Genomic DNA, 17,071 nt, shown 5'->3' with positions numbered 1-17,071 from the left:
CATGTTCGGATTGTTACGTCTTCCCATCCTGCTGGCGATCGCATTTATTGTGGGCGTATTCTTCGAACGCTCGAACCAGCGCGAGGCGTGCGAGGTGATCGGACAATGGCGGGACGGGCTATGTGTGACGGATGGTCGAAATGAGTGATCTGATCTGCGTAGGCAGCATCGCGGGCTCGTATGGGGTGCGCGGCGAGGTGCGGCTGAAAAGTTTCTGTGCCGTCCCCGAGGATATCGAAGGCTATTCGCCGCTGACAGACGAAGAAGGTAAAGAGCGCTATCCCGTAGTCCTGACCCGCGCGATCAAGAACGGCTTTTCCGCCCGGCTGGGTGGCATTGAGACGAAGGAAGCGGCGGATGCGCTGAACGGTCTGCGCCTTTATGCGCGGCGCGATCAATTGCCGTCGCTGCCGGATGATGAGTTTTACCACACCGACCTTATCGGGCTTGAGGTTTATGATACCGGCGGCACGCTGCTGGGCCGGGTGAAATCGGTTCAAAATCACGGCGCGGCGGATCTGTTGGAACTGCACGGTCCGGGCTTAAAGGCCACCGTGCTGCTGCCGTTTACACTCGAATCCGTTCCGACCGTTGATCTGGAAAAAGGCCGCATCATCGCCGACCCGCCCGAGGGCCTGCTGTAATGCGCCGCGTGTTGCTGCATCTGGGTCTGCACAAGACCGGGACAACGGCGGCACAGTCCTTTCTGTTCGAAAACCGCTCACTGATCTGGCCGCACCATGCGTTGGTCCTGCCCTATCGGACCCGCAAAACCGGCTTGTCCGAAGCAGCCACACGCTATTCCGTCTACGGCACCCCCGGCGCGATGAGCGATTTCAAGGATCAGATGCGGCACTTCCTGAATTCACTGGAATTCGGCCAGAAGCGCGGGCTGGTTCTGAGCGAAGAGAATTTCTCGGGCCTGCGCCCTAGCCGCAATGTCGCGGTGGGATATGAGGCCGCGCCCGAGCTTGCCTCGTGCCTTGTCGGCCTGATCCGCGACCGGTTTGCCGGGGAAGAGGTGCATATCACGATCTACTACTCGCTGCGCCAACGGGGAAGCTGGCTACGCAGCCTGTGGGCGCATGATCTGCAACGATCGCGCCTGATTCAGGATTTTGAGACCTTTCGCGCCCGGCTTGAACCGGTGCCGTCGCCTCAGATTGCTGCTGCGGCTGTGCGCGACCGTTTGCCCTCGGTCTCGGTCCGCACCGAATGGCTGGAAGACCTGCAGGGCCAGCGACATGGGCTTGGAAGCACTTTTGCTGAATTCCTTGACCTGCCTGCGGACAAAGCCGCCGAATTGGTAGGCCCGACCCGATCAAACCCACGCCTGCCCGAGGATGTCTTGCAGCAGATGCTGGAAATGAACCGATCCGATCTGGACGATGCTGCGCTGATCGATCAAAAGACGGCTTTGGTTCAAAGCACCCAGAACGATCTGATCGGCTCGAGATGACAGATAAACCCGGAAAGTCCCATGGCCGCAAAGCCATCCGTCCAACGTTGAAGCCGCGCGAGTTGATGACGCCGACGCCCGATCTGCACGGGGTGTGGAAGGCCAAGATCATCACGTTGTTCCCATCTGCCTTCCCCGGTGTTCTGGGCGAAAGCCTGACCGGCAAGGCCCTGCAAGAAGGGCTATGGCAGTTGGAAACTGTGGATTTGCGCCAATTCGGGATCGGCAAGCACCGCAATGTGGATGACACCCCTGCGGGCGGCGGTGCGGGCATGGTGCTGCGTGCCGATGTGCTGGGTGAGGCCATTGAGCATACGATGGCGGGCATCCGGGGCAACTGGCCGTTGATCTACCTCAGCCCACGTGGGCGTCGGATGGATCAGAAAATGATGCAAAACCTGGCTCGCTGCGATGGCATGACACTGCTATGTGGTCGTTTCGAAGGCGTCGATGAGCGGGTGCTGGAACATTACGGCGTGCAAGAGATCAGCTTGGGTGATTTTGTCATGACCGGGGGTGAAATCGCCGCGCAGGCCCTGATCGACGCCACCGTGCGGCTGATCCCGGGCGTTCTGGGCAATCAGGCCTCAGCCGAGGAGGAGAGCTTTTCCTCTGGCTTATTGGAGCATCCGCAATACACCCGCCCCGCCGACTGGAAAGGCCGCCCGATCCCCGAGATCCTGATGTCAGGCCACCATGGACGCATTGCGGATTGGCGTCATGAAATGTCGGAACAGATCACCCGCGAACGGCGGCCGGATCTGTGGGACGCCTATCGAAAATCAGAAGATAAGGGCTAAGACTAACGGGTTGCCTTCCACAACGCCCAGGTTTCCGGTGTGCCGTTGAAGGTGTTGATGTCCACCTTACCCTGAACCCCCGGCACCAGCCCGGTGCCGGTGTATTGCCAGAACCGCCAGACCGAGCCTGGATAAACGTTGCGCGGGTGGCCCGCGACCGAGCGCAGCCAGAACTCAGTTTTGGGAAGTCGTCCGATATCGGTGTCGCCGTAGAAATCTACCGTCGTGTAGACAATCGGGCGTCGGCCATAGTGGCGCTCGAGAATATCAAGGAACCGCTGCGCCTCGGCCCGAACGGTTCGGCCATCAGGGCGCAGGGTGCAGGTTTTGGAATGGGGCGTCCATTCCATATCCAGCACATGCGGCAGGTCGGCCCCTTTGGGCACGTTCTGGATGAACCAACGCGCCTGTTCTTGGGCCGGTCGGCAGAAATAGTAATAGTGATAGGCCCCCCACGGCACTCCGGCAGCTTGTGCGCCGCGTCGGTGCTCGTCGAACATCGGGTCGGTAAAATCTCCGCCCTCGGTGGCTTTGATGAAGGCAAAGCTGACACCGTTCTTCTGCGCGGTGCGCCAATCAATCGGCCCCTGCCAACGCGAGACATCCAGCCCGTGCACGGGGTACTGGCCGGGGTGGCGACCTTCCCAAGGGTGCGGGTCAGCGTCACCAAAGGCGGGGTAGATGATCGAAGGCGGGGTCGTGTCCGCGAAGGCCTGCGGCTCAACCGCCTGAGGTTGCGGGCCGCGGCGACCACATGAGACAAGTGCAAGCGCCATAACGGCCAGCAGAAGTGCTTTGCGCATCTTATGATCCTGTATCAAATATCTGCTCTTATAATTAACCCCAGAATGCCTGATCTGGTGAACAAGGCAACGGTGGATTTGACGGGTGGCAAAAACTCACCTGTTTCACCAAGAATAAGGCTTGATCCCCGCCCACAAAGCCCGTAAAGCAGCCCAATCCGGTGTGGCGTTACGCGACTCCGGCTTTTTGGTTTGCATCCTGACGTGACGCCCGGCTTTCTTCGGCCACGGCGCGACAGGGCGGACCGGACCAAAAGGAACATTCGATCTGACCTCTGGCGGGCTGTACGCAGGACCCGGTGAAGACCAAGAGCTCTCAGGCCGTGCCCAAACTTCGTGGACCAACCGCGAGCATATAGGAGTAACTGCGATGGACCTAATCGCACAGCTTGAGGCGGAACAGATTGCCGCCCTGGGGAAAGACATCCCCGATTTCAAAGCCGGTGACACCATCCGTGTCGGCTTTAAAGTGACCGAAGGGTCGCGTACCCGTGTGCAGAACTATGAAGGCGTCTGCATCGCGCGCAAAGGTGGCAGCGGCATCGCCGGTTCGTTCACCGTTCGCAAGATTTCGTTTGGCGAAGGCGTGGAGCGTGTGTTCCCGCTGCATTCGACCAATATCGACAGCATCACCGTTGTCCGCCGTGGCCGCGTTCGTCGCGCCAAACTTTACTACCTGCGCTCGCGCCGTGGTAAATCCGCGCGTATCGCAGAAGTCACCAACTACAAGCCCAAGGCTGGCGCCGAGGCGTAAGGAGCGGAAAGATGAAAAAAGACATCCATCCCGATTATCACGTCATCAACGTCAAAATGACCGATGGCTCTGTGGTTCAGATGAAATCCACCTGGGGCAGCGAAGGCGACCAGTTGGCTCTGGAAATCGACCCTTCCGTGCACCCCGCATGGACCGGTGGTTCGTCGCGCCTGATGGACGCAGGCGGCCGCGTGTCGAAGTTCAAGAAGAAATACGAAGGTCTGGGCTTCTAATCCCGACCTGGTTGAAATGCGAAAGGCCGTCCATTTGGGCGGCCTTTTTTGTTTTGGAATTGCGCCACTGCACTTTGCGGCTGTTTCAGAAATCAAACCCGGTCTGGACCGGGGGCGCGTAAGGCTCAATCATATCTTCGCCCTCAGCTCCGCGTTTGATGGGTTTGACGGTGTGATATTCAAACCGGCCTTCGTACTGCGTGCCCAACGACTGCTGCGCCTCTTGCGCGGTCGTGACGCCTGATAGCCAGTTTTCGATCTCATCCGGGGTCAGGATCACTGGCATGCGGTTGTGAATATGCGCGATCTGCGGGCTGGGTGTCCGGGTCAGGATAGTGCAGCTATGGCTGCTGTCATCAGTCCTGTAAAACCCCGCAAAAAACATCACCGGGGCATTGCGCTGAACCGTGATGTAGACCGGGCAATCATGGCCCTGGTCCTTGGGCCACTCGTAATATCCCAGCGCCGGAATAAGACAGCGCCCCTTGTTCCAGTATTGCTGCCAGAAGCTGACATTTTCGATCTTCGAATTGATCATCGGCTTCTTGCTGCGCGGGTCCTTGATCTGCCAGCGCGCCGTCGCCAGCTCGGCCCGGTCGCCGTCCCAACGGACCATGCCAACCCGATTGGTCGGAGACACATTGTACCCACCCGAAGGCAGCTGTTCGGGCAGATCAGGCGAGACCTTGCCGTAGAGAAAATACTCGGTAATTGCCAGCATTTCCCGCTGTGTCAGGTGACCGGCTGCAAATTTTCCACACATGGCAAAAGCCTAGGCCGATTGGGTGCCGGTCACAAGTGGCCCCACCGACGATCAGTCCCTTGTCAGATCAACCGCGCTGTGCGGTGGAGGCACGGGGCCTCGCAGCATTACGGCAGCCAGGATCATCCCCAAAAGCGCAGCGATAGCGGCGACAAGCATGGCACTGTTAAATGCATCATCCTGCAGATCTCGTAAGGCGCGCGCCAACGCTTCGCCCGTGGTCGGATCAAGCGCCGCTATAAGCTGCTGCACCTGACTGGCGGTGCCATGTGTCAGTGCATGGGCCAGGTCGGCCCGTTGCTCGGACCCGGTGGGCAAGGCGTTGATCACTTCGGTCAGGCCGCGCCGGGTGGTGATCGCTTCAGCCAACCCGCCGACAACCGCACCAAGCGTGGCCCCAAAATAAAGGAACGCATTCACTACGCCCGAGCCCTGCCCCATATGTTCTTCCGGCAACAAGCGCAGCCCGAGACGCGGCAATAACGAAAAACCGATGCCAAGCCCGATCCCGATAATCACCAGCTTCCACCAAATCGCACCCATGCCTGTTGTGTTCGTCGTTGTCGTCAACAGCATGAACCCACAGGTCATGAACCCCATGCCCAGGATCACCGGCCATCGAAAACTGTAAGGTGCAAGAAAACGCGGAGCCACCACAGACACGACGAACATACTGAGGCTCAACGGCAGGATCGCCACCCCCGCCCCAACAGCGGACAGGCCAAACGCATCTGGCGATTGCACGAAGACGTTGAAATAGACGAAAAAGCTGAACAGCGCGAAGCCGGTAATGAACATCCCTGCCGCCGCCATGAAATAACGGGGGTGGCGGAAGTAGCGCAGCTCGATCAGAGGGTCCGCGCTGCGGCGCGAGGTGATGATCAGTGCAATCACCGCTACAGCCGACACGGCAAGCGGGATCAGGGTCGATCTTGTGGCCCATCCGTGGCTTTCCCCGTTGCTGAGCGCGAAGGATAGCGGGCCAAGCAGCAGGACCAATGCGACTGCACCCGCAAGATCGAACTTTGCGCCTGCAAGACGGGTGTCGGGGACGTAATGCTCTTTGCTGACCCGCAACCCGACCGCAAACGCCACGATCAGCAGCGCAAGATCGGTGGCAAATACGCCGCGCCAGCTGAGGTAATGTGCAAACGCGCCGCCAACAATCGGACCAACGCCGATTGCCAGCCCGACGATTGCGCCCCAGGCACCGGTGACGCTGGCCCGTTGTTCCTCGGGCGTGGCGGCAGTTAGCAGCGAAAGCGAGGTGCCAAACAGCGCTGCCGCCCCGGCACCTTGGGCCCCGCGGCCTGCCAGCAACATGGCTGCATCCTGCGAAAACAATACAAGGGCCGAGCCAAGACCGAACACGATCATTCCGGCAAAGAAGACGCCCATCTTGCCGGTGATATCGCCAAGTCGGCTGACGATGGTGACGAGGGTCGCGCTAACCACTGTATAGATCGCCATCACCCATTGCAGGCTGGAAGGCGACAGATCGAACTCGGCCTTCAGATTTGGCAGGATCGTCGCAACGGCGGTTGTGTTGAAGCCAACAACCATCATGCACAGCGCGGTCATCACCAGAACCAGACGTGCCCCTCCCGCGCCGGATATGTCCTCAGTGACGTCTTTTGGCATCTGCCTGTCCCCCGTTCAGGAATAGCGCGCTGGCCCTTCGGGCACCGTGTTGTGCCTATTATTAAACGGTTTTTTGCTGATAGATACTGTTTTTAGCGCGCTGCGCGCCCAGCGCCTATTAGATCCAGTAGGACAGCGCCACTGGCAGCACTAGGATCGTGGACAGAGTCGAAACCAGAATGAACCCGGCCACATCGGGTCCGTATTCCGGCACATGCTGATCGATAAACAAATAGGTCGCGACAGAGGATGGCATCAAACAGCACAGGATCACCGCGCCCCGCTCAGCCCCGGTGAAGCCGAAGCTCCAGACCAACGCGCTGGCAATCACCGCAGCCATCAGCAGGTGCAGCGCTGTCAGCAAAACGGCTCGGCCAAGGCTTTTGATCCGCAGGGTCGCCAGCGTGTGGCCCAGCGTCAGCAACATCAGCGGGATTGAAAGACCTCCCAGAATATCAAAGGATTTGGCCACCGGTTGCGGCAGGCTGGTGCCCGTCGCCATCAACACCAGCGACAGTGCGACCGCGTAAATAATCGGCGAAGTCGCCAGTTTCTTGGGCGAGAACTCTCCGGCCGGAATCCACATGCCGATCGTGAAGATACTGATCAGCACAACCACCACAAATGCCATCGTATAGGCCATACCCGCATCGCCCAGCGCCAAAAGGGTAATGGGCAGGCCGATATTGCCGACATTGCCATGCATCAGTGGCGTCAGAAATGCCCGCACCGGCAGCCGCATCAGTTTGAGCGCGACAAGCCCCAACAGCCCAAAACCTGCAATCGCCAAAGCGGCGGCCATCATGACATCAAGAAAGGTGCCGACCGCAATCTGGGTGGTTGAAAGGTGCGAGATAATCAGCGTCGGATACCCGACCCGCGAGACGATCCCGCCAATAACCTTGTTGTCATAGGGGGCCCTGATCAAAGCCAGAGCGTAACCGATTCCAGCGCAAATCAGGACAGGCAGAACCACGTTCAAAACGTTCAGAAACAGATGATCCAATGGCTGCCCTCGATCACAAATCCATAGGATGGACAGTGAATCAGGGGTGTGTGTTTGGCAAGGATTTACCCTAACCCCCAAGTACCAAGCACTTTTCCAATTTGAGGCTTGATAATACCGCTCAAGACGGCCCGAGGTTCTTCCCTTCCCGGCCTACACAACATATAGTGGCTGCCAACAACGTGTAGGCAAACACGGCGGGACTTGGGAATACAGGCATGGCACATATCATTGTGGTCGGGAACGAAAAGGGCGGCGCAGGCAAATCAACCGTGTCGATGCATGTGGCCACTGCATTGGCACGGCTGGGGCACAAGGTCAGCACACTCGATCTTGACCTGCGGCAGCGCAGTCTGGGTCGTTATTTCGAGAACCGCTTGAACTTCCTGAACGGCTCGGACCTGTCTCTGCCCAGCCCACGCCACCACGACCTGCCCGAGATTGACGCCAGCGCTCTGCAACCCGGTGAAAACATCTATGACCACCGCCTTTCAGCCGCCGTGGCCGAACTGGAAAGCGATAGCGATTTCATCCTGATCGACTGCCCCGGTTCGCACACTCGACTCAGCCAGGTTGCACATTCGCTGGCCGATACGCTGATTACACCGCTGAACGACAGTTTCATCGATTTTGACCTGCTGGCGCGGATCGATTCCAAAGGTGAGAGAATCCTTGGCCCCTCAGTCTATTCCGAGATGGTCTGGAATGCCCGCCAACTGCGCGCCCAAGCTGGGCTGAAACCGATCGACTGGGTCGTCGTCCGCAACCGGGTCGGCACCCAGCGCATGGTCAACAAGGAAAAGATGCAACGCGCGATCGAGATGCTGTCACAGCGCATCGGCTTCCGCGTCGCCTCGGGCTTTTCCGAGCGAGTGATTTTCCGCGAGTTGTTCCCGCGCGGACTGACTTTGCTGGACCTCAAGGATATCGGGGTCAAGCAGCTCAATATCTCCAACATCGCCGCACGCCAGGAACTGCGCGACATGATGAAGGAACTGAGCTTGCCGGGTGTTGAGATCGATTTCTGAGCGACCACAGCTCGAATTACCCAACATATCCGCCCAAGACCCCGGAAAATTTAAAAGTTTCCGGATCGATTTCATTCTATGAAATCGTGCGCAGCAGCAGTCGCACGCGTTGGCACAGGTGTCGGTGATCGGTTAGCCCGCCGTTCTGTAAATCGTAAACAGCTCTTTCGGCTCTGCCACGCCCCGCAACATATAGCGACCGACCGAGATCAGATCCTGATCGCAGGGATGGGCCGCGCGGGCTACATCGTCGGAAATCAGGATGCGCTGCCCCAGTGACCGATGCATCCCCGCAATTCTGGACGTCTGGTTGACCGCCGGACCAATTACCGTGAAATCCAGCCGACTTTCGGAGCCGATGTTTCCATAGAGGATCTCACCAGAGTGCAATGCCAGCGTATAGTTCGAAACCGGTTGTCCCCGTGAACTCCGCTGAGTGTTCAATTCGGCCATACGCTCTTGCAGCATGGTCGCCGCAGCCAGCGCAGCGCGGGCATCGGCATCGATCTCGCCGACATCAAACATCGCCATGACACCGTCGCCCATGAACTTCAGGATGTTGCCTTCGCATTGATGAACAACATCGACCACCACACCCAGGTAGTCATTCAGCATATCTATGACTTCGATCCCTGGCATCTCTTCTGACAGGCTGGTGAACCCTTCTAGATCGAAGTTCCAGATCACCGCATCGATCTGCTGCAGTGACCCGCGACGGATTTCACCGGACAAGACCCGACGACCGGCATCGCGGCCCAGATAAACCCGCATCAAATCTTTCGACACCCGCGCGTTCGAGGCTGACTTCAGAGCCAGCCCCAGATGCGGTAACGCCGTATTGATCACGTCCAGATCATCGTCGCAGAATCCTTCCGGCGCATTGCTGGACCAGGACATCAAGACGCCATCGATTGCCTCTTTCGCATCATAGGGGTTGCGTTGAGCCGGCACATCAAAGCTGATGCCAGTCGCGTAGTAGTCCGTGGCTCCGTTTTCCCGCAACTCGTTTAGCAGAGGAAAGCGGCTGGGTTCGTTCTGGTCGACCAGCCGTTCACGGATAGCATCGATATCTTCGTGCAATACGGCATACAGCGGACTTTGTGTCCAAACTTCACTGGGCTCTTCGGAATACTCGAAGGTTTCCAGATTACTTCCTTTGCTGCGGTACCAGCTATAGCCCGTTCCGCCATAGACGGGATGCAAGGCCGGTTGCGCCGCATGAAAGCGCATCAAGGGCACACCAAGATCAACCAAACGGGTGCAATACCCGTCCAAAAGTTCTTGTTTGTCGGCCCCTTCCAGGCCTCGGGTCACCAACCAATCTATCAGATCATGGGATTTTGCCGTTGGGGAATCCGGCGCTGTCATGTGTCGTTCCTGTGTCCGTTATGACGTTGATCTGGGGGCAGCTGTACCGGATTACCAGTACCCTAATCCATTCCGGCCAGACGTCGCAGCATCATGCGCAGCAATGCGGCCTCACCCGTGGTGAAACGCGATGCCAGTTTCTGATCATAATCCTGCGCGATACCGCTTAGCTCACGATAAACCTTCTGGCCAGCCGAGGTCAGCGATAGCCGCTCAACCCGCCGGTCATTTTCATCCCGCAACCTTTGCAAATATCGGCGCTGTTGCAATCGGCTGACCGCACGGCTGACCTTGGTTTTGTGGATTTTGGCACGCTCAACAATGTCGCGTGCGGTCATCTCACCATGATTGCCCAGATGAAACAGCACCCGCCATTCGGTGCGCAGCATTCCGTAGCGATCCTTGTAAACGCGCTGAAACTCAAGCGAACTTTCCTCGGCCGCCTGATTCAACAGGAACGGCAGGAAATTTCGCAAATCAAACTCATCTTTTTGGTCATTTTTAGGCTGGGTCATCCTTGTTAGTTACAAAATCAACTATTATTCGACAAGTGACAAGTTGAAGGATCACCGGAGACGAGATGAGTTTTGATATCTGGATCACCTATGTGGCGACGGTGTTGTTGCTGATGAGCACACCGGGGCCAAGCCAGTTGCTGATGCTGTCGAACTCGGCAACCAATGGGCTGTGGCGAGGTTTTTTTACCGCTGCGGGTGATTTGACGGCCAATTTCTTTCAAATGTTGGCCGCCGGTCTGGGTCTGGCTGCCCTGATCGCCACGTCCGGGACCGCCTTTACCGTGATCAAGTGGTTGGGCGTGGCCTATCTGGTCTATCTCGGCGTCAAGCAAATCGTGAAGGCACGTGTTGCCGAAACCAACGATGCGCTACGTGCCAGCCGCAGGGCGCTCTGGATGCAGGGCTTCATCACCTCTGCCGCGAATCCCAAGGCGGTGGTGTTCTTCGCCGCTCTGTTTCCGCTGTTCATCGATGGCGCGCTGCCATTCTGGCCGCAATTCGCCATCCTCTCGGCCACATATCTGATCATAGACGGGTTGTTTCTGATGGCCTATGGCTCCACTGCCAGTTGGCTGGCCCGGCGCCTGCAGGGGCCGGCAAGGCTTTGGCTCGACCGGATCGGTGGCAGCTTCATGATATTGGCGGCAGTCCTGCTGGGCTTCAAATCCCTGCGCGCCGCCTCGTAACCGAAAGACATAAGGACGCAATATGCCTTTGAAGAAATCCTGGGTCGCATCGGCCAATTCCGCCGACCACCCCTTCCCGCTGAACAACCTGCCTTATGGCGTGTTCTCGACCGAAACCACCGAGCCCCGCTGCGGCGTTGCCATCGGCGACATGATCTTCGACGTGACTGCTGCCGAAGCTGATGGATTAATCGCGCTGTCGGATGAGCCGCTGTTCGATCTGCCCTTCTGGAATCCGCTAATGGAAGAAGGCCCTGCCGTATGGGCTGCATTGCGCGACCGCCTTTCTACGCTATTGGCTGAAGATTCGGACGAACAGCACAAGATCGAAGGTCTGCTGATCCCGCAGGACGAGGCCGAGATGCACATGCCCTTTGCCGTCAGCGAATACACCGATTTCTACGCGGGCCGCCACCATGCCCAGAACGTGGGCACCATGTTCCGCGGCCCGGAAAACGCATTGCCGCCGAACTGGCTGCACATCCCCATCGGCTATAACGGCCGCGCGTCGTCTGTTGTCGTTTCAGGCACAGATATCCGTCGCCCCTGGGGTCAGTTGAAATCGCCCGATCAGGACCTGCCTGCTTTCCTGCCCAGCCGTCGATTTGATATCGAACTAGAGATGGGTGCAATCGTGGGCACACCGTCTGACGGCCCAATTTCAGTGCAGGAAGCCGATGACAACATCTTTGGCTATGTCCTGCTAAACGACTGGTCCGCGCGCGATATTCAGGCCTGGGAATACCAGCCGCTGGGGCCATTTCAGGCCAAGGCGACCGCGACCTCGATCAGCCCGTGGATCGTGACCAAAGCGGCGCTGGAACCGTTCCGTTGCGATACGCCCGATCGTGAGTTTGCCCTGCTGGACCACCTGAAGGATTGCGGCCCGATGCTCTATGACATCGATTTGGCCGTGACGATGGCGCCCGAGAATAAAGACGCCACGACCATCGCACGAACCAATTATCGCGAGATGTATTACTCGGCGGCGCAGCAGTTGGCGCATCACTCGACGTCTGGGTGTCCGATGAACACGGGCGACCTGTTGGGGTCCGGCACCATTTCGGGGCCGAACAAGCCAGAGCGCGGATCACTTCTGGAACTCAGCTGGGGCGGGAAAGAGCCACTGACGCTGGACACAGGCGAGACCCGCACCTTCATCGAGAACGGGGACACGCTGACCCTGACCGGCGCAGCCAAGGGCGACGGCTATACCATCGGGTTCGGCGATTGCACCGGCACCGTGCTGCCCGCACTCGAAAATCCATTCGCCAGAGATTGATGCAGGTCCAGTCCGCATATTCAGAGCGCGCTCTGCCAGTCCTTAACGGCCTCGATGGGATAAAGCAGCATCAGCACGTTCAGCGTCAGACCATCGCGGATCAGCGCGGTGGTCACGATCTCGAACCCCAGCGCAATGGTGACCGTCATCCAGATCGGCAGGCGACGCGCCAACCAGAACCCCAGCATCATCGCGCCAATATCGGCGATCGAGTTGACGACACTGTCGCCGTAGTAATCCAGCGAGATCGTGACCGCGCGGTAATGTTCGATCACGGCATTGGTGTTCTCGGAAATCTCCCACGCGACTTCTATCAAGGTGGCGATGAACAACCGCCAGCCAACGGCAAGGCGGCGCGCCACCAGCCACAGAAGACCGTAAAACAGAAAGCCATGAATGATGTGGCTGGGCGTGTACCAATCGGTCAGATGCTGCGAGCTTTCGGAACTGAAGGTTTCACCATGCCACAGCTTGACATAACCGCATTTGCAAATCGGTTCGCGGCCCATCCACAGCAGGATGATGGCGCAGGCAATGACAACACAAGCGGTTGCCCAATAGGGCAAAAATCGACGCTCAAACATATGGCGACAACATCATCAAAGCCAGTCGCTGTCCAGAAGGGAAATCACTGATATGACCAAGGCATTTGCGTCCCAGGGGGACATGTCGGAAAAGAAAATCAGCTTCACCGAGGTGGGCGAAGGGCTCTATGCCTTCACCGCCGAAGGCGACCCGAACTCGGGCGTGATCATCGGCGATGACAGCGTGATGATTGTCGAGGCGCAGGCGACGCCGCGTCTGGCCAACAAGGTGATCGAATGCGTGCGGTCGGTGACTGACAAGCCGATCACCCATGTGGCGCTGACCCATTACCACGCAGTACGCGTGCTGGGCGCGAGCGCCTTTGGTGCGCAACAGATCCTGATGTCGGATATGGCGCGCGCCATGGTGGTTGAACGCGGTCAGGAAGACTGGGACAGCGAATTCCAACGCTTCCCGCGTCTCTTTGAAGGACACGAAAGCATCCCCGGCCTCACATGGCCCACCACCACCTTCAGCGACACTATGACGGTTTATCTGGGCAACCGCCGGATCGACCTGATGCATCTGGGCCGTGCGCATACCGCTGGCGATATCGTCATCCACGTGCCCGATCAGAATGTCATGTTCACCGGTGATATCGTCGAATACCACTCGGCTTGCTATTGCGGCGACGGGCATTTCAGCGACTGGGGCGATACGCTGGATGAGATCAAGTGGTTCGACGTAGACGCTATCGCGCCGGGGCGCGGCGACGCTCTGGTCGGTAAAGACATGGTCAACGCGGCCATCAAAAACACCCGCGATTTCGTGGAAAGCACCTACCGCCCGGCAGCAAAGGTCGCGGCGCGTGGCGGTTCGCTGAAAGAAGCCTGGGACGCCGTGCGCGCAGAATGCGACCCAAAATTCGCCGACTATGCGATCTACGAACACTGCCTGCCCTTCAATGTTGCCCGCGCCTATGACGAGGCCCGCGGCATCGACACGCCCCGTATCTGGACCGCCCAGCGCGATCTGGAGATGTGGGAGGCCCTGCAGGGCTAAGAATTCCGGGCCGGATTTGATCCAGATCGTGGCGGCCCGGATTTGACGGTGAAACTCTAACGCAAGACCTCCGGCGCAACTGCGCCGGGGAACAGATGAGGTGCGCCCGATGCGCCAGAAATGGGAGAGAGAGAGTGAACAAGATTTTTGAAGTTCCACTTTATGCCTACGAGGCCAGCCCGGATCAATCCGCGCCAGCGCCCGTGCGCCACAAGGTCATCGTTGTCGGGGCCGGTCCGGTGGGTCTGGCCGCCGCCATCGATCTGGCCCAGCAAGGGGTCGAGGTGCTGGTGCTGGACGACAACGACAAGGTCAGCTTCGGCAGCCGCGCCATTTGTTTTGCCAAGCGCCCGCTGGAAATCCTCGACCGTCTGGGCTGCGGGCAGCCGATGGTGGATAAGGGCGTTCTTTGGAACAAGGGCAAGGTGTTCTTCGACGAACGTCAGGTCTACGAGTTCGACCTGCAGCCCGACAGCGGCGATCAGCGCCCGGCCTTCATCAACCTGCAGCAATACTATTTCGAGCAGTTTCTGGTCGACCGCGTCCGCGAATTGCAAGCGCAGGGTGCACCGATCGAAATCCGCGGCCGCAACAAGGTCGAAGCCGTTGGAACCCACCCCGATCACGTCAAGCTTGAGGTCGAAACGCCTGAGGGTTCATACACCATCGAGGCGGATTGGGTCATCGCCTGCGACGGCGCGGGCTCACCCATGCGCGCAATGATGGGTAAGGATTTTGTCGGCCGCGTGTTCGAAGACAACTTCCTGATCGCTGATGTGATTATGGAGGCCGATTTCCCCTCGGAACGCTGGTTCTGGTTCGATCCGCCGTTCAACAAAGGCCAATCTGCGTTGCTGCATAAACAACCCGATGGCGTCTGGCGCATCGATCTGCAACTGGGATGGGATATCGACAAGGAACGCGAAAAGCGCCCGGAAAACGTGATCCCGCGCCTCAAGGCCATGCTGGGCGAGGAGGTAAATTTCGAGCTGGAATGGGTCAGCATCTACACCTTCCAGTGCCGCCGGATGGAGCAATTCCGCCATGGCCGCGTGATCTTTGCCGGTGACAGTGCCCATCAGGTCAGCCCGTTTGGCGCACGGGGCGCAAACTCGGGCGTGCAGGATACCGACAACCTGTGCTGGAAACTGAAACTGGTGATTGAGGGCAACGCCCCTGAATCTTTGCTGGACAGTTACGATCAGGAACGCATTCACGGCGCGGACGAGAATATCCTGAACTCAACCCGCTCGACCGATTTCATCACCCCGAAATCGCAGATGTCACGCATCCTGCGCGACGCGGTGCTGGACTTGAGCGAGCACTATGACTTCGCCCGCCCGATGGTGAATTCTGGCCGCCTGAGCGTACCTTGCGTCTATGACGGCTCGTCGTTGAATTCGGCGGATGCGTTGAACGGGCCGACGCAGACGCGTCCCGGAGCGTCCTGCCCCGATGCGCCTTTGGGTGACGGCTTTCTACTGCCTAAACTGGCTGGACAGTTCACGCTGCTGACCATCGACGCCGATGCACCAGATGAGATCGAGGTCGATGGCATCATCGTCAAACGCCTGGCACTCTCGGTCAAAGACGACCCGACCCTAACGCTGAAGCGCCGCTATTTAGGCGATGCCAGCGGAGCGGTTTATCTGATCCGTCCCGATCAGCACGTGGCCGCCCGCCGCGACACCTACGAAGAAAATGCATTCCGGCACGCGGTGCGCCGCGCCACAGGCAAGGAGTAAGCGACATGGCTGATCTGATCCTCTCATCCAATCTGACCCAGGCAGACGATTTCTATGCCGATCTGGTGGCCGCCCATGAAGGGCTTGAGAAAGCCGAAAGCGATGCGTTCAACGCGCGCCTTGTGCTGGTTCTGGCAAACCACATCGGCGACAACGCGGTGCTGAAGCAGGCGTTGGACGCCGCAGCCCTGAAACAGGAGTAAGCCCATGAAAATCGAACAGATTCACCACGTCGCCTATCGCTGCAAGGACGCGAAAGAGACCGTAGAATGGTATGGCAAGATGCTGAACATGGATTTCATTCTGGCGATTGCCGAAGACCATGTGCCTTCCACCCATGAACCTGATCCCTACATGCACCTGTTTCTGGATGCCGGAAATGGCAATGTGCTGGCGTTTTTTGAGCTGCCTACCAAGCCGGAAATGGGGCGCGATCCCAACACGCCGGTTTGGGTGCAGCACATCGCATTCAAGGTGAAGGACCGTGATGAGCTGATCGCATTCAAGGACCATCTCGAAGCCAACGGCGTCGAGGTTCTGGGTGTCACGGATCATTCGATCTTTCATTCGATCTATTTCTTCGATCCGAACGGTCACCGGGTGGAACTGGCTTGCCCCGACCCCGAGGAAGAGGCCATGCTGGCCCGGCTGGATTCGGTCAAATGGGATATGCTCGAAGAATGGTCGCGCACAAAACGAGCCCCTCAGCATGCCGACTGGCTGCATGCCAAGGAACTAAGCAAAGGCTAACCATCGTATGTCCGAAGTGGTTCTGTTTGATTACTGGCGTTCGTCCGCCAGTTACCGGGTGCGGATTGCACTGAATCTGGCTGGGATCACCTACCGCCCGGTCGTCGTGGATCTGGTGAACGGGGCGCATCGCGCCCCGGATCATTTGGACCGCAACCCGCAAGGTCTGGTCCCGGTGCTGGATATCGATGGGGTTCGGTTGACCCAATCGCTGGCGATCATCGATTATCTGGATGAGACCCGCGAACTGGGTCTGCTGCCAACCGATCCGGCCAAGCGAGCCGCGGCGCGGGCATTGGCGCACAGTATCGCGGTGGATATCCATCCGGTCTGCAATCTGTCGGTTGCCAAACATGCCACCGCGCTCAGCCAAGGTGCAGGCGACATGCCCGGCGACTGGATGCGTCACTTCATCCGGCCGGGTCTGCTCGCGTTTGTATCGCTGCTGGGCGGCTTTGATCAATCCCCGTTCTGCACCGGTGAAACGCCGGGCCTGGCCGATATCTGCCTGATCCCACAGCTTTATAATGCGCGCCGGTGGGAAGTTGATCTATCCGATATGCCACGCCTGACAGCACTCGAGGCCGTCTGCGCCGAGCATTCGGCCTTTGCCGCAGCCCATCCTGACCTGCACGCTCCGCTCTGAAC

General features: G+C 58.6%; 21 protein-coding genes. 14 read left to right on the top strand and 7 right to left on the bottom strand.

The features are described 5' to 3' along the window. Position 1: 1 nt before the first annotated feature. The 4 genes from ACR0KC_RS18495 to trmD are packed head-to-tail and all read left to right on the top strand — an operon-like array spanning position 2 to position 2,259. A complete protein-coding gene (locus ACR0KC_RS18495) occupies positions 2 to 148 on the top strand; it encodes a hypothetical protein (RefSeq protein ID WP_170392664.1) in 147 nt (48 codons plus the stop codon). After that, positions 141 to 644 (top strand): ribosome maturation factor RimM, encoded by a 504-nt coding sequence (gene rimM, locus ACR0KC_RS18490; protein ID WP_480772115.1) that lies wholly within the window; start codon positions 141 to 143, stop codon positions 642 to 644. Before ACR0KC_RS18495 ends, rimM begins: the two co-directional genes overlap by 8 nt. Beyond that, positions 644 to 1,459, top strand: coding sequence for a hypothetical protein (locus ACR0KC_RS18485; protein WP_170425117.1), 816 nt, complete (start codon positions 644 to 646; stop codon positions 1,457 to 1,459). The genes rimM and ACR0KC_RS18485 overlap by 1 nt, the downstream gene beginning before the upstream one ends. After that, positions 1,456 to 2,259: a tRNA (guanosine(37)-N1)-methyltransferase TrmD gene (gene trmD / locus ACR0KC_RS18480; protein ID WP_170392667.1), complete on the top strand. Its 804-nt coding sequence runs from the start codon at positions 1,456 to 1,458 to the stop codon at positions 2,257 to 2,259. The genes ACR0KC_RS18485 and trmD overlap by 4 nt, the downstream gene beginning before the upstream one ends. Positions 2,260 to 2,261: 2 nt before the next feature. On the opposite strand, the gene ACR0KC_RS18475 is transcribed toward trmD, so the two are convergent. Next, positions 2,262 to 3,062, bottom strand: a complete 801-nt coding sequence (locus ACR0KC_RS18475) for a glycoside hydrolase family 25 protein (protein ID WP_170402409.1) — start codon at positions 3,060 to 3,062, stop codon at positions 2,262 to 2,264. Between the two features lie 370 nt (positions 3,063 to 3,432). Between ACR0KC_RS18475 and rplS the strand changes: the two genes are divergently transcribed. Together rplS and rpmE are read left to right on the top strand one after the other, a co-directional pair. Then, positions 3,433 to 3,816 carry a 50S ribosomal protein L19 gene (gene rplS / locus ACR0KC_RS18470; protein WP_170328369.1) on the top strand — a complete coding sequence of 128 codons (384 nt, stop codon included), beginning with the start codon at positions 3,433 to 3,435 and terminating at the stop codon, positions 3,814 to 3,816. Between the two features lie 11 nt (positions 3,817 to 3,827). Next, the gene (gene rpmE, locus ACR0KC_RS18465) at positions 3,828 to 4,049 is read left to right on the top strand and encodes a 50S ribosomal protein L31 (protein WP_170392669.1); all 222 of its coding nucleotides are present in this window, start codon (positions 3,828 to 3,830) and stop codon (positions 4,047 to 4,049) included. An 85-nt stretch (positions 4,050 to 4,134) separates the two neighbouring features. Here the strand turns inward: rpmE and ACR0KC_RS18460 are convergent, their stop codons facing one another. The 3 genes from ACR0KC_RS18460 to ACR0KC_RS18450 form a co-directional block, all read right to left on the bottom strand. Then, on the bottom strand, positions 4,135 to 4,812 hold the full coding sequence (locus tag ACR0KC_RS18460) for an SOS response-associated peptidase (protein WP_480772114.1): 678 nt from the start codon (positions 4,810 to 4,812) through the stop codon (positions 4,135 to 4,137). A 51-nt stretch (positions 4,813 to 4,863) separates the two neighbouring features. Then, positions 4,864 to 6,453, bottom strand: a complete 1,590-nt coding sequence (locus tag ACR0KC_RS18455) for an MFS transporter (RefSeq protein ID WP_170392671.1) — start codon at positions 6,451 to 6,453, stop codon at positions 4,864 to 4,866. Positions 6,454 to 6,571: 118 nt separating this feature from the next. Next, a complete protein-coding gene (locus tag ACR0KC_RS18450) occupies positions 6,572 to 7,459 on the bottom strand; it encodes an AEC family transporter (RefSeq protein ID WP_480567470.1) in 888 nt (295 codons plus the stop codon). 218 nt (positions 7,460 to 7,677) lie between these two features. On the opposite strand from ACR0KC_RS18450, the gene ACR0KC_RS18445 reads away from it, so the two are divergent. Beyond that, a complete protein-coding gene (locus ACR0KC_RS18445) occupies positions 7,678 to 8,487 on the top strand; it encodes a division plane positioning ATPase MipZ (RefSeq protein WP_170402416.1) in 810 nt (269 codons plus the stop codon). Between the two features lie 132 nt (positions 8,488 to 8,619). Here ACR0KC_RS18445 and ACR0KC_RS18440 read toward each other — a convergent pair whose 3' ends face one another. Together ACR0KC_RS18440 and ACR0KC_RS18435 are read right to left on the bottom strand one after the other, a co-directional pair. Next, positions 8,620 to 9,855, bottom strand: a complete 1,236-nt coding sequence (locus ACR0KC_RS18440) for an adenylate/guanylate cyclase domain-containing protein (RefSeq protein WP_170392675.1) — start codon at positions 9,853 to 9,855, stop codon at positions 8,620 to 8,622. A 62-nt stretch (positions 9,856 to 9,917) separates the two neighbouring features. Continuing rightward, on the bottom strand, positions 9,918 to 10,370 hold the full coding sequence (locus ACR0KC_RS18435) for a MarR family winged helix-turn-helix transcriptional regulator (RefSeq protein WP_170392676.1): 453 nt from the start codon (positions 10,368 to 10,370) through the stop codon (positions 9,918 to 9,920). A 65-nt stretch (positions 10,371 to 10,435) separates the two neighbouring features. On the opposite strand from ACR0KC_RS18435, the gene ACR0KC_RS18430 reads away from it, so the two are divergent. Together ACR0KC_RS18430 and fahA are read left to right on the top strand one after the other, a co-directional pair. Continuing rightward, positions 10,436 to 11,059: a LysE family translocator gene (locus tag ACR0KC_RS18430; RefSeq protein ID WP_170609788.1), complete on the top strand. Its 624-nt coding sequence runs from the start codon at positions 10,436 to 10,438 to the stop codon at positions 11,057 to 11,059. 22 nt (positions 11,060 to 11,081) lie between these two features. Further along, positions 11,082 to 12,341 (top strand): fumarylacetoacetase, encoded by a 1,260-nt coding sequence (gene fahA / locus ACR0KC_RS18425; protein WP_170392678.1) that lies wholly within the window; start codon positions 11,082 to 11,084, stop codon positions 12,339 to 12,341. A 20-nt stretch (positions 12,342 to 12,361) separates the two neighbouring features. On the opposite strand, the gene ACR0KC_RS18420 is transcribed toward fahA, so the two are convergent. Beyond that, positions 12,362 to 12,925, bottom strand: a complete 564-nt coding sequence (locus tag ACR0KC_RS18420) for a DUF2585 domain-containing protein (RefSeq protein WP_170392679.1) — start codon at positions 12,923 to 12,925, stop codon at positions 12,362 to 12,364. Positions 12,926 to 12,977: 52 nt separating this feature from the next. Here ACR0KC_RS18420 and ACR0KC_RS18415 point away from each other — a divergent pair, with 52 nt between their 5' ends. From ACR0KC_RS18415 to maiA, 5 genes are all read left to right on the top strand, one after another. Next, a complete protein-coding gene (locus tag ACR0KC_RS18415; RefSeq protein ID WP_170392680.1) occupies positions 12,978 to 13,928 on the top strand; it encodes an MBL fold metallo-hydrolase in 951 nt (316 codons plus the stop codon). A gap of 134 nt (positions 13,929 to 14,062) precedes the next feature. Beyond that, on the top strand, positions 14,063 to 15,673 hold the full coding sequence (locus ACR0KC_RS18410) for an FAD-dependent oxidoreductase (RefSeq protein WP_170392681.1): 1,611 nt from the start codon (positions 14,063 to 14,065) through the stop codon (positions 15,671 to 15,673). A 5-nt stretch (positions 15,674 to 15,678) separates the two neighbouring features. Next, a complete protein-coding gene (locus ACR0KC_RS18405; protein ID WP_170392682.1) occupies positions 15,679 to 15,876 on the top strand; it encodes a DUF2783 domain-containing protein in 198 nt (65 codons plus the stop codon). 4 nt (positions 15,877 to 15,880) lie between these two features. Next, positions 15,881 to 16,423 (top strand): VOC family protein, encoded by a 543-nt coding sequence (locus ACR0KC_RS18400; protein ID WP_480562532.1) that lies wholly within the window; start codon positions 15,881 to 15,883, stop codon positions 16,421 to 16,423. Between the two features lie 7 nt (positions 16,424 to 16,430). Continuing rightward, on the top strand, positions 16,431 to 17,069 hold the full coding sequence (maiA, locus tag ACR0KC_RS18395; RefSeq protein ID WP_480772112.1) for a maleylacetoacetate isomerase: 639 nt from the start codon (positions 16,431 to 16,433) through the stop codon (positions 17,067 to 17,069). Positions 17,070 to 17,071 lie beyond the last annotated feature (2 nt).

It is taken from the genome of Ruegeria sp. CF3, assembly GCF_056537365.1.
The sequence above is the reverse complement of the archived record's forward strand: the minus strand, read 5'-3'. Positions and strand labels throughout refer to the sequence as shown.

Bases quoted from the DNA above. Each gene is read 5' to 3' on its own strand.
- ACR0KC_RS18495 (WP_170392664.1), top strand. From the start codon at position 2: ATGTTCGGATTGTTACGTCTTCCCATCCTGCTGGCGATCGCATTTATT.
- rimM (WP_480772115.1), top strand. From the start codon at position 141: ATGAGTGATCTGATCTGCGTAGGCAGCATCGCGGGCTCGTATGGGGTG.
- ACR0KC_RS18485 (WP_170425117.1), top strand. From the start codon at position 644: ATGCGCCGCGTGTTGCTGCATCTGGGTCTGCACAAGACCGGGACAACG.
- trmD (WP_170392667.1), top strand. From the start codon at position 1,456: ATGACAGATAAACCCGGAAAGTCCCATGGCCGCAAAGCCATCCGTCCA.
- ACR0KC_RS18475 (WP_170402409.1), bottom strand. From the start codon at position 3,062: ATGCGCAAAGCACTTCTGCTGGCCGTTATGGCGCTTGCACTTGTCTCA.
- rplS (WP_170328369.1), top strand. From the start codon at position 3,433: ATGGACCTAATCGCACAGCTTGAGGCGGAACAGATTGCCGCCCTGGGG.
- rpmE (WP_170392669.1), top strand. From the start codon at position 3,828: ATGAAAAAAGACATCCATCCCGATTATCACGTCATCAACGTCAAAATG.
- ACR0KC_RS18460 (WP_480772114.1), bottom strand. From the start codon at position 4,812: ATGTGTGGAAAATTTGCAGCCGGTCACCTGACACAGCGGGAAATGCTG.
- ACR0KC_RS18455 (WP_170392671.1), bottom strand. From the start codon at position 6,453: ATGCCAAAAGACGTCACTGAGGACATATCCGGCGCGGGAGGGGCACGT.
- ACR0KC_RS18445 (WP_170402416.1), top strand. From the start codon at position 7,678: ATGGCACATATCATTGTGGTCGGGAACGAAAAGGGCGGCGCAGGCAAA.
- ACR0KC_RS18440 (WP_170392675.1), bottom strand. From the start codon at position 9,855: ATGACAGCGCCGGATTCCCCAACGGCAAAATCCCATGATCTGATAGAT.
- ACR0KC_RS18435 (WP_170392676.1), bottom strand. From the start codon at position 10,370: ATGACCCAGCCTAAAAATGACCAAAAAGATGAGTTTGATTTGCGAAAT.
- ACR0KC_RS18430 (WP_170609788.1), top strand. From the start codon at position 10,436: ATGAGTTTTGATATCTGGATCACCTATGTGGCGACGGTGTTGTTGCTG.
- fahA (WP_170392678.1), top strand. From the start codon at position 11,082: ATGCCTTTGAAGAAATCCTGGGTCGCATCGGCCAATTCCGCCGACCAC.
- ACR0KC_RS18420 (WP_170392679.1), bottom strand. From the start codon at position 12,925: ATGTTTGAGCGTCGATTTTTGCCCTATTGGGCAACCGCTTGTGTTGTC.
- ACR0KC_RS18415 (WP_170392680.1), top strand. From the start codon at position 12,978: ATGACCAAGGCATTTGCGTCCCAGGGGGACATGTCGGAAAAGAAAATC.
- ACR0KC_RS18405 (WP_170392682.1), top strand. From the start codon at position 15,679: ATGGCTGATCTGATCCTCTCATCCAATCTGACCCAGGCAGACGATTTC.
- ACR0KC_RS18400 (WP_480562532.1), top strand. From the start codon at position 15,881: ATGAAAATCGAACAGATTCACCACGTCGCCTATCGCTGCAAGGACGCG.
- maiA (WP_480772112.1), top strand. From the start codon at position 16,431: ATGTCCGAAGTGGTTCTGTTTGATTACTGGCGTTCGTCCGCCAGTTAC.